The organism is Gammaproteobacteria bacterium (genome assembly GCA_009838035.1).
Lineage (GTDB): Bacteria > Pseudomonadota > Gammaproteobacteria > Steroidobacterales > Foliamicaceae > Foliamicus.
In genome coordinates, this window is the sequence record VXSK01000014.1 from 1 (window position 1) to 7777 (window position 7777).

6 protein-coding genes are annotated in these 7777 nt (G+C 63.2%); 4 read left to right on the forward strand and 2 right to left on the reverse strand.

Translation table 11 applies throughout. The annotated features are described in order from the left end of the window. Positions 1-25: 25 nt before the first annotated feature. On the reverse strand, positions 26-526 hold the full coding sequence (locus F4Y72_07410) for a hypothetical protein (GenBank protein ID MXZ28121.1): 501 nt from the start codon (positions 524-526) through the stop codon (positions 26-28). Between the two features lie 91 nt (positions 527-617). Here F4Y72_07410 and F4Y72_07415 point away from each other — a divergent pair, with 91 nt between their 5' ends. The 3 genes from F4Y72_07415 to F4Y72_07425 all read left to right on the forward strand — a co-directional run bounded on the left by F4Y72_07415 (position 618) and on the right by F4Y72_07425 (position 2159). Then, complete coding sequence (locus F4Y72_07415) at positions 618-1319, forward strand: S24 family peptidase (protein ID MXZ28122.1); 702 nt, start codon at positions 618-620, stop codon at positions 1317-1319. 154 nt (positions 1320-1473) lie between these two features. Continuing rightward, positions 1474-1839, forward strand: coding sequence for a type II toxin-antitoxin system RelE/ParE family toxin (locus F4Y72_07420; GenBank protein MXZ28123.1), 366 nt, complete (start codon positions 1474-1476; stop codon positions 1837-1839). After that, on the forward strand, positions 1836-2159 hold the full coding sequence (locus tag F4Y72_07425) for an XRE family transcriptional regulator (protein ID MXZ28124.1): 324 nt from the start codon (positions 1836-1838) through the stop codon (positions 2157-2159). The genes F4Y72_07420 and F4Y72_07425 overlap by 4 nt, the downstream gene beginning before the upstream one ends. A 348-nt stretch (positions 2160-2507) precedes the next feature. On the opposite strand, the gene F4Y72_07430 is transcribed toward F4Y72_07425, so the two are convergent. Further along, a complete protein-coding gene (locus F4Y72_07430) occupies positions 2508-3251 on the reverse strand; it encodes an IS110 family transposase (GenBank protein MXZ28125.1) in 744 nt (247 codons plus the stop codon). A 473-nt stretch (positions 3252-3724) separates the two neighbouring features. Here F4Y72_07430 and F4Y72_07435 point away from each other — a divergent pair. Beyond that, the coding region (locus F4Y72_07435) for a hypothetical protein (GenBank protein ID MXZ28126.1) at positions 3725-7777 on the forward strand (4053 nt) is incomplete at its 3' end.

Here is a 7777-nt window from a genome sequence, read left to right on the forward strand (position 1 = left end):
ACTTCTTTCCCTCCGTCCTTCAGCATCAGGGTGGGAGGCGTCCATTCCATTCTCCTTCTTTGTTGTCGGTGGGGGACGCGTCCCCGTCTTTGGTGTCGGATCGGCGAGGCAGGGCCGGCTCCCCGGCCGCGATCGCGCGAATCGCCGTGCGTTCGGCGTCGCTGCAGCGGTCCGCCATCCAGGACCGCACCCGTCCCACGGTGTCGAGCCGGGGCGAGACGCCCCGGCGCAGCCGCGCGACGAACGAGGGGTCGCCCGCCGCGTCGAGGCCGAGCACGTAGGGCTTGGTGCGCGTGATCTCGATGAACGCCTCGATCTCGCCCCGGAACGCGGGACCGGCCGGCGCCTCGCCGATGAAGGTCAACACCTTGTCCGCCGTGTCCAACCGCGGTACCCGCCCGCGCCTCATCCGCAGCACGAAGGACGGATCGCCCAGGGCCTGTTGACCGAGGCGCGCCGGCGGGGTGCCGGTGCGATTGAGCCAGGCTTCCACGGTGGCGCGGAATTGAGCGGCGAGGTCGTTCATGGCGGCAACCATACGGACGCGATATATCGTTGACAATAGTGTTAGTTAGTGAATAAGCTATCGGTGGGCGACACCCGCGCGAGGCTCCGCGATGCAAAACGACCCGGTGCGACAGAAAATCCGCGATCTTCTTTGGGAGCGCGGACTGAACATGCGCGAGGCGTCGCTCGCCATCGGCCGCAACGTCAGCTACGTGCACGGGTTCCTGGAGAGGAACACGCCCAAGGTGCTTTCTCACCTCGACGCGGAGAAGCTCGCGGAGGTGCTCGAATGCGGTGTCGAGGATCTGCGCCACGCCGAACGCCCGCCCACGCGCAAGGGGAGAGGCCGGAAACCGCGCGGCTATCGTGCGCCTGAAGGCTCGCCCGTGCCGCTCGCCACCCTCCGGGAGGTGGAGGTGGAAGCGTCGGCAGGCCCCGGGGCGCTCGCCGACGAGTTCGTGTCCGAAAAGGCCCTCTGGTTCCTGCCGGAGGGAATGATCCGCTACGAGGGCGGCGCCGTCCCCGACGCCGTCCGCGTGTTGAGGGTGCGGGGCGAATCGATGGAGCCAGAGCTGTCGGAGGGCGACCGTCTGCTTGTCGACACCTCGAAACGGGTGCCCGCCACCGGGGAGATGTTCGTGCTGTGGGACGGCAACGGACTGGTCGTCAAGCGCGTGGAGCGCGTCGACGGCACCGGCGGCGAGCCCGGGCTGCGGTTGAAGTCAACCAATGCGGACTACGCCGACTACACTGCGCCGGCCGGGGACGTGCATGTCGTCGGCAAGGTGCTGTGGACCGTGAGGAAGGTGTGAATGCGGCGCTTACCACGCGGCCCGGCGCGAAAGCTCGTCGACCGGTCGATTGGGATGGAACCGCAGGCACCGATCGCCGTGCCGCGACTTCAGGCTTGGGCGGGATCGTGCGGCAATCCATTGCCCATGACCACCTTGAAGGGTGTCGTCACATATGACAACATACGATTTGAGCAGGAGTTCGAGGCCACTCGGCTGGATCAAGGCGGCGCGCAAGGTGTTCGACACCTTTCCAGAAATGGTGAAAGAGCGGGCGACCGCCGCCCTGACGGTCGCGGCCGAGGGCGGCAAGGCGGACATCGCCAAGCCGCTCAAGGGCATGGGGCCGGGCGTCTTCCAGATCGCCATCCGGTACCGGACCGACGCCTGGCGCGTTGTCTACATCACCGAACTGGCCGGACGGCTCTGGGTGGTCCACGCATTCCGGAAGAAATCGAAAATGGGCATCAGGACGCCGAAGCCCGAGATCGATCTGATTGCGGCCCGGCTGGCCCGATTGAAAAGGGAAGTGCTGTCATGAACGAGTCCGAATTTGAACTGATCGAAGGAAGCGGCAACATCTACCGCGATCTCGGCGATCCGGAAGCGGATCTCAAACACGCCAAGGCGGTTCTTGCCGCCCGCATCATCATGACGCTGGACGAGCGCGCGTTGTCGGTGCGAAAGGCCGCCACCCTGACCCGCTTCGCCGTCGCGGACTTCTCGCGCATCCGAAACGCCGATCTTGGACGCTTCACGCTGGACCGGCTGATGAGGATGCTTGCAACGCTCGATGGTGAGCTGAAAATTACCGTACTTGTTGACTCGAAGAACCGAGTTGATGAGGCGGTTGCGACTTGAGATCAAGCATCGGATTGAAACCAATATCAGTTCCACCTCGATATCTGAAAGCTCGTCATGGTTTTTTCTATATGGACGCCTCCCGATGACCAAGTCCGCGTAGAGGTGGTGGATTTCAGGTTGCGGTTCTATATCCGGCCTGTTGGTGCGGGTCATTTGCCCGCTGGCCCTGATGGATTCCGCCGATCCGCGCCTCATTCTCCTGAAGAGCTTGACGCTCTAACAACCATGCAGGCTTGGCGGACCGCGGTCTTACCTGTTGGCCATCACCTCGTGTCGTACCTGGTGCAACCTTTCTTGCGTCCTCTCCTCTATCTTGGTGGTAACAATGAACCGGCCGACCCGAAGTCAGGCTGGCTGGCCCTCAAAATTGCGTTCGTAGCACCGATCATGAGCCAGCAGGGCCCAGATCGTGCGCGCGTTCTTGTTCGCCAGCGCCACGCTGGCGACGTTCCTGGGCCGGCGCTCGAGCAACCGCGACAGCCACCCCGAGGGCGCCTTGGTGTGAGTGATCGCGGCGCGCGCGCCGTGGATCAACAAGGTGCGCAGATAGCGGTCGCCCCGTTTGCTGATGCCCAGAATCCGAACGCGCCCGCCGGTGCCGACGTGGCGCGGGACCAGGCCCAGCCAGGCGGCGAACTCGCGCCCTGACCGGAACGCTTGCGGATCGCCCATGGCGGCCACCGCCGCGGTGGCCGTGAGCACGCCCACGCCGGGGATCGTCTCCAGCCGCCGGCTGGCCTCGCTGGTGCGATGCCACAGCAACAGCCGTCGCTCAATGACCTCGATCTCCTCGTCCGTGCGCAGGACCCGCGCCCACTGATCGCGCAGACTGTCCACGACCATCGCCGGCAGCCGCTCCGAGACCCGTTCGAGGGCGCCGGGAATGTCGCGCTTGAGACCGGCCCGGCCCTTCGGCATCACCTCCCCGTACTCGGCCAGCAGGCCGCGCAGGCCGTTGATCTGCGCCGTGCGGAACTTCACCAGCTGCTCGCGCATCCGATGAAGCGCCAGCACGCCCTGCTGTTCCTCGGTCTTCACCGCCACGGTGCGCAAGCCGGGCTGCTCTTGTCCGGGGCAAGCGTTTATAATCCCGCTCGCGTAGAGTGGTGGTCACGTAACGTTGAGACCGCGTTGGACGGATTTCCTTTTGAGCATGGACGGTGACGTCCTCGCCGTTGTCGGGCGTATAGGTGCGAACGCGCGTTGAGTCTTTCGAAGGGAGTGGTAATTGAATCTAGTCGAGGGCATCGCCCAAACAGCAGCGGTGCTGGAACTCCGCCCGATTCTTGGCGCCAGACAAGAGATTCGTCGCGGGAACTTGACAAACGCGAAAGCCCCCTATCCTGATAAAATAATCGCCGGATCGCCGGATCGCCGGATCGCTCTTACTAACATGCTATCTTCAGTGCGCCTCCGTCTGGTAGCGCTACTTCCAGTCCTTGTTACATTTCGCGCTGGCCTGATTCTTGGAATTCCGGCCGACACGTCTGCCAGATTCCCTCGATTCACTTGCCGTTCAGACGATCCGCTCCGCTTCTTGGAGTTGTGCAAACCGAGTCATCATGACCATGGCGCAACGGCTTCACGTTCCCCTGACGAGATCGGTTTTTACAACCCAAGTGGCCAGCAAGAAGTATATAATGGTGCCCGGTGCCCGGTGCCCGGTGCCCGGTGCCCGGTGCCCGGTGCCCGGTGCCCGGTGCCCTTATTGCGAGTTCGCGGTACGCACGTTAGCAACTCGTATGTTCGGATTCTTTGGGTGGGCCGTTGCGCCTGCTGGTCACTTTTGCGCGTTTCTGCTTGCGGGGGCGCTTTTGCTGCACAATTCTGCGCTGGCGCAGCAGCCTCCCACGGCGACACTCACCGTGCCGGCGGCCACCGAACTTGCCGAAGGCGAAGGAAACACCACCTTCACGGTCACCGCAACGCTCGATTCCACGCGCACCGAGGAGACGGTCATCAAGCTGTCTTTCGGCGGCGCGGCCAAGTCAACAGACTACAAGGTTGTGTCGGCGCCGGATATCACCGTCGCTGCTGGCAGCATGACGGGAACGGCCAATCTGACGCTTGCGGCGGTGGACGACAACTACTTCGAGGGGGCCGAAACCCTTAGCATCAATGGCGCCGCCAGCGGGGTCGAGGTGACCGGCCTGGACATTTCCATTGCCGACAACAACACGGCGCCGGAACTTGACGTATCCACTACGCCTTCAAACATCAGCATCGAGGAAGGCCAGTCGGCGGATATCCTCATCACCGTCAGGCTTGTCGGTGGAAGCAGGTTCGAGGAATCCCAAAAGGCCGGTTTTTACTGGGCCAGCGATAACGCGATTGACCTCCCCGGCGACGGCACGTTCACTCCAAATAATCCTCCGTGGACGCTAACGATTCCGCAAGGCGCCGCGTCCGCCAGCATGCGCGTGTCGTTCAATGCAAGGGAAGACAACAGGCGGGAATCCTTGGAACCAGCGAAGCTGGCTGCCGGGATAGACTTTGCCGGAACGACTATCAGCGGCAGCTTTCATATCTTTACCATCAGGGAGGCAAATCCCATTGAATTCTTTACGTTACGCTGCAACGCAACGCCCCAACACCCCGGAACGACATCCACAAGCTGTTACGCCATAAGAACAGGCCCTGCAGTCGCTAGAACCTATACCGTCACAATGACGGCCGAAAGGTCTGATCTGGTCAAACCGAAAGTCATAAGTTTTTCGGTTTCAGGCACGTCCGCTACTAGCCGGTCAGATGCCCAGGATGTGGAATTCGTGGTGGATGAGCGGGCCGCTGGCAAGATTCTGACATGGAACCTTTCCATCAAACCAGAAGCCGAGGACGCCATCCTCCGACCGTTCTCAACGAGGATTTGGCCCCAAGCCAGCAAAAAGTTCGAAATATCCGATTTTTCGGTTTCGACCAATCTCACAAGGCGTATTCTCACGAGGGGTTCCAATCTGGCCCAGATTACCTTTTCTACTCGCCGGCCGGTCAAAATCCTGGGTCCGCCAAGGATCGAGATCGTTTTGGACAGCGGTGTAGTTTCGGCGCCTTGCTCAACGTTCCATACAGCCGCGCTGATTGCTTGCCGGTACCATGTTCAGGAAGGGGACTACGACTTTGACGGGCAGATCGAACTTCGCGCCGGCGCCGTCAAGTTCACCGGCTGGCAGGATCGTCACGATCCGAAGATCAGCGGCAAGGTTAAATCGCCCCTGCCTGCCGCAGACAAAACCTACGAAGTTCCGCTCATCTACGGAGGCGACCGCGCGATCGACCTTGGCGTGTCGCCCCAATCCTTGCAGGAGGGCACCGGCGAACAGCAACTGACTATAACTGCGCAGGATCTCGTCGGCATGGCCACGGATCGAGACCTGGTTATCCCCCTGACCTTTACCGACATCACCACGAGCCCGGACGACTACATTGTTAGCGGCACTTTGAGCGTCACAATCCCGAAAGGCAAGGTCGAGGGCCAAACCACCAGCGTGTCCATCACGCCGCGGGGCGATTTGCTCAAGGAGGATCGCGTGGAGAGGCTCCGAATCGACGGCACCCGGGGCGCGATGATGACCCCATTTGTTCGCGGCGCCGAGTTGTCGATCCTCGACAGCGCCGGCATCGCACTGTCGGTGTCTCCCGCGGAGGTCTCCGAGAACGGTGGCGCGCAAGAGTTGATGGTGACGGCCGAATGGGGTGACAAGTTGGACAGCGTTCTTCCTACGGACACGAAAGTGGACCTTTCATGGGGCGGCACGGCCGGTGCGGGCGACTATTCGCGCGCAGGCGGCGGCGCCGTGACGATTCCGGCGAACTCCCGCTCGGGAACCACGAAGGTTACGATCACGCCGGCCGACGACAAGCTACTGGAGGGCGATGAGACCATCCTGATAGGCGGCTCGGCGCCGGGCCGCACGGTTAGTGAAACCGAATTGAAACTGACCGATGACGAAATCGCGCCCGACGTAACCCTTGCCGTGGACAGGAATTCCCTCAATGAAGGCGGTGGCTCGGGGCTGCTTCAGGTCAGCGCCACGATCGGCGACGAAACCGTGGTGCGGACCGAAACGGCCACCGTGACATTGGATCTGGGCGGCACGGCAGCGGAAGGCACGGACTACAGCGTCCATTGGGCGCGGGATCCGCCTGTGATATCCATATCTGCCGACGCCACTTCGGGAACCATCACTTTGACGGTGACGCCGGTCGACGACAATCTGGCGGAGGACGATGAGACCATCGTGGTACAGGGCGCCGCGACGATCGGCAGCCGGAATCTGGTAGTGAAGGTGGCGACGGTCACGCTGAAGGACGACGACATCCTGGGTGTCAACGTCTCGCCGAAAGCCTTAACCATCGCGGAAGGAGAAAAAGGGGAATACGAGGTCTGGCTCGGAACCCAGCCTACCGGCGAGGTGACGGTGTCGCTGTCGAGTTCGGATGCGAGCACGGCGACGGTTAACGCGGCGGCGCTTAAGTTCAGCACGAGCAACTGGGGCACGAAGCAGATGGTCGAGGTGACCGGCGTTGACGACGATCGAAACAACGACAACGACCAGCGGACGGCGCAGGTCCGGCACAAAGCCAGCGGCGGCGATTACGAAGGCGTTGCGGTCGAGCCGGTCGAGGTGACGGTCACGGACGACGATGCGGCCACGTCGTTCTCGATTGGCGACGCGTCGGCAACGGAGGGCCAGACGATCATTTTCACTGTTAACCGAAGCGGTGCGACAGGAGACGCGGCCAGCGTGGACTGGAGCACCGCCGAAGACATGGACGGCGACCATCCGGCCTCCTCGTCCGATTACACGGAACAGACCACTGCGCAGACGCTGAACTTCGCCGCAGGCGAGACCAGCAAAACCATCAGCGTGGCGACCACCCAAGACGCCCTCGACGAGGAAGACGAAACCTTCATCGTGGAGCTGAGTTCGCCAAGCACGGGCACTTCCATCACAGACGCATCCGCTACCGGCACAATCACCGACGACGACGACCTGCCGGTGCTGTCCATCGGCGACGCCACCGCCAGCGAGGGAAAGGGCGCGGCCTTCGCCATCGCCCTGACCCCGGTCTCGGGACGGGACGTGACCGTGCGGTGGGCCACGGCCGAGGACGCCGACGGATCCAACCCGGCGACGGCGGACGAGGACTACACGGCGGTGGCGGCGCGGACGGCGACCATCGCCGCCGGCGCGACCGCGGCCACGGTGACGGTGGACACTCTCGCCGATGTCCGGACCGAACCGGACGAGACCTTCCTGGTGCGGCTGTCGGACCCGGTCAACGCGACGCTGTCGCCCGCGGCATCGGAGGCCACCGGGACAATAGCCAACGATGAGGTCCCCACGCTCGACATCGCCGGCGTGCCGGCCAAGATCAACGCCACCGCCGAGCTCACGGTCACGTTCACGTTCTCCGAGGACGTCACCGGGTTCGCCGTCGGCGACATCGAAGTCGCCGGCGCCGCCAAGGGCACGTTCACCCCCGTCAGCGCGACGGCGTACCGGCTCGCCGTCACCCCCGAAGGCGGCAAGGACGTGACCGTCACCGTGCCCGCCGGCGCCGCCAGCGACGGCCTCAACGCCGCCCCGGCCAGCGCCGTCGCCAGAACCGCC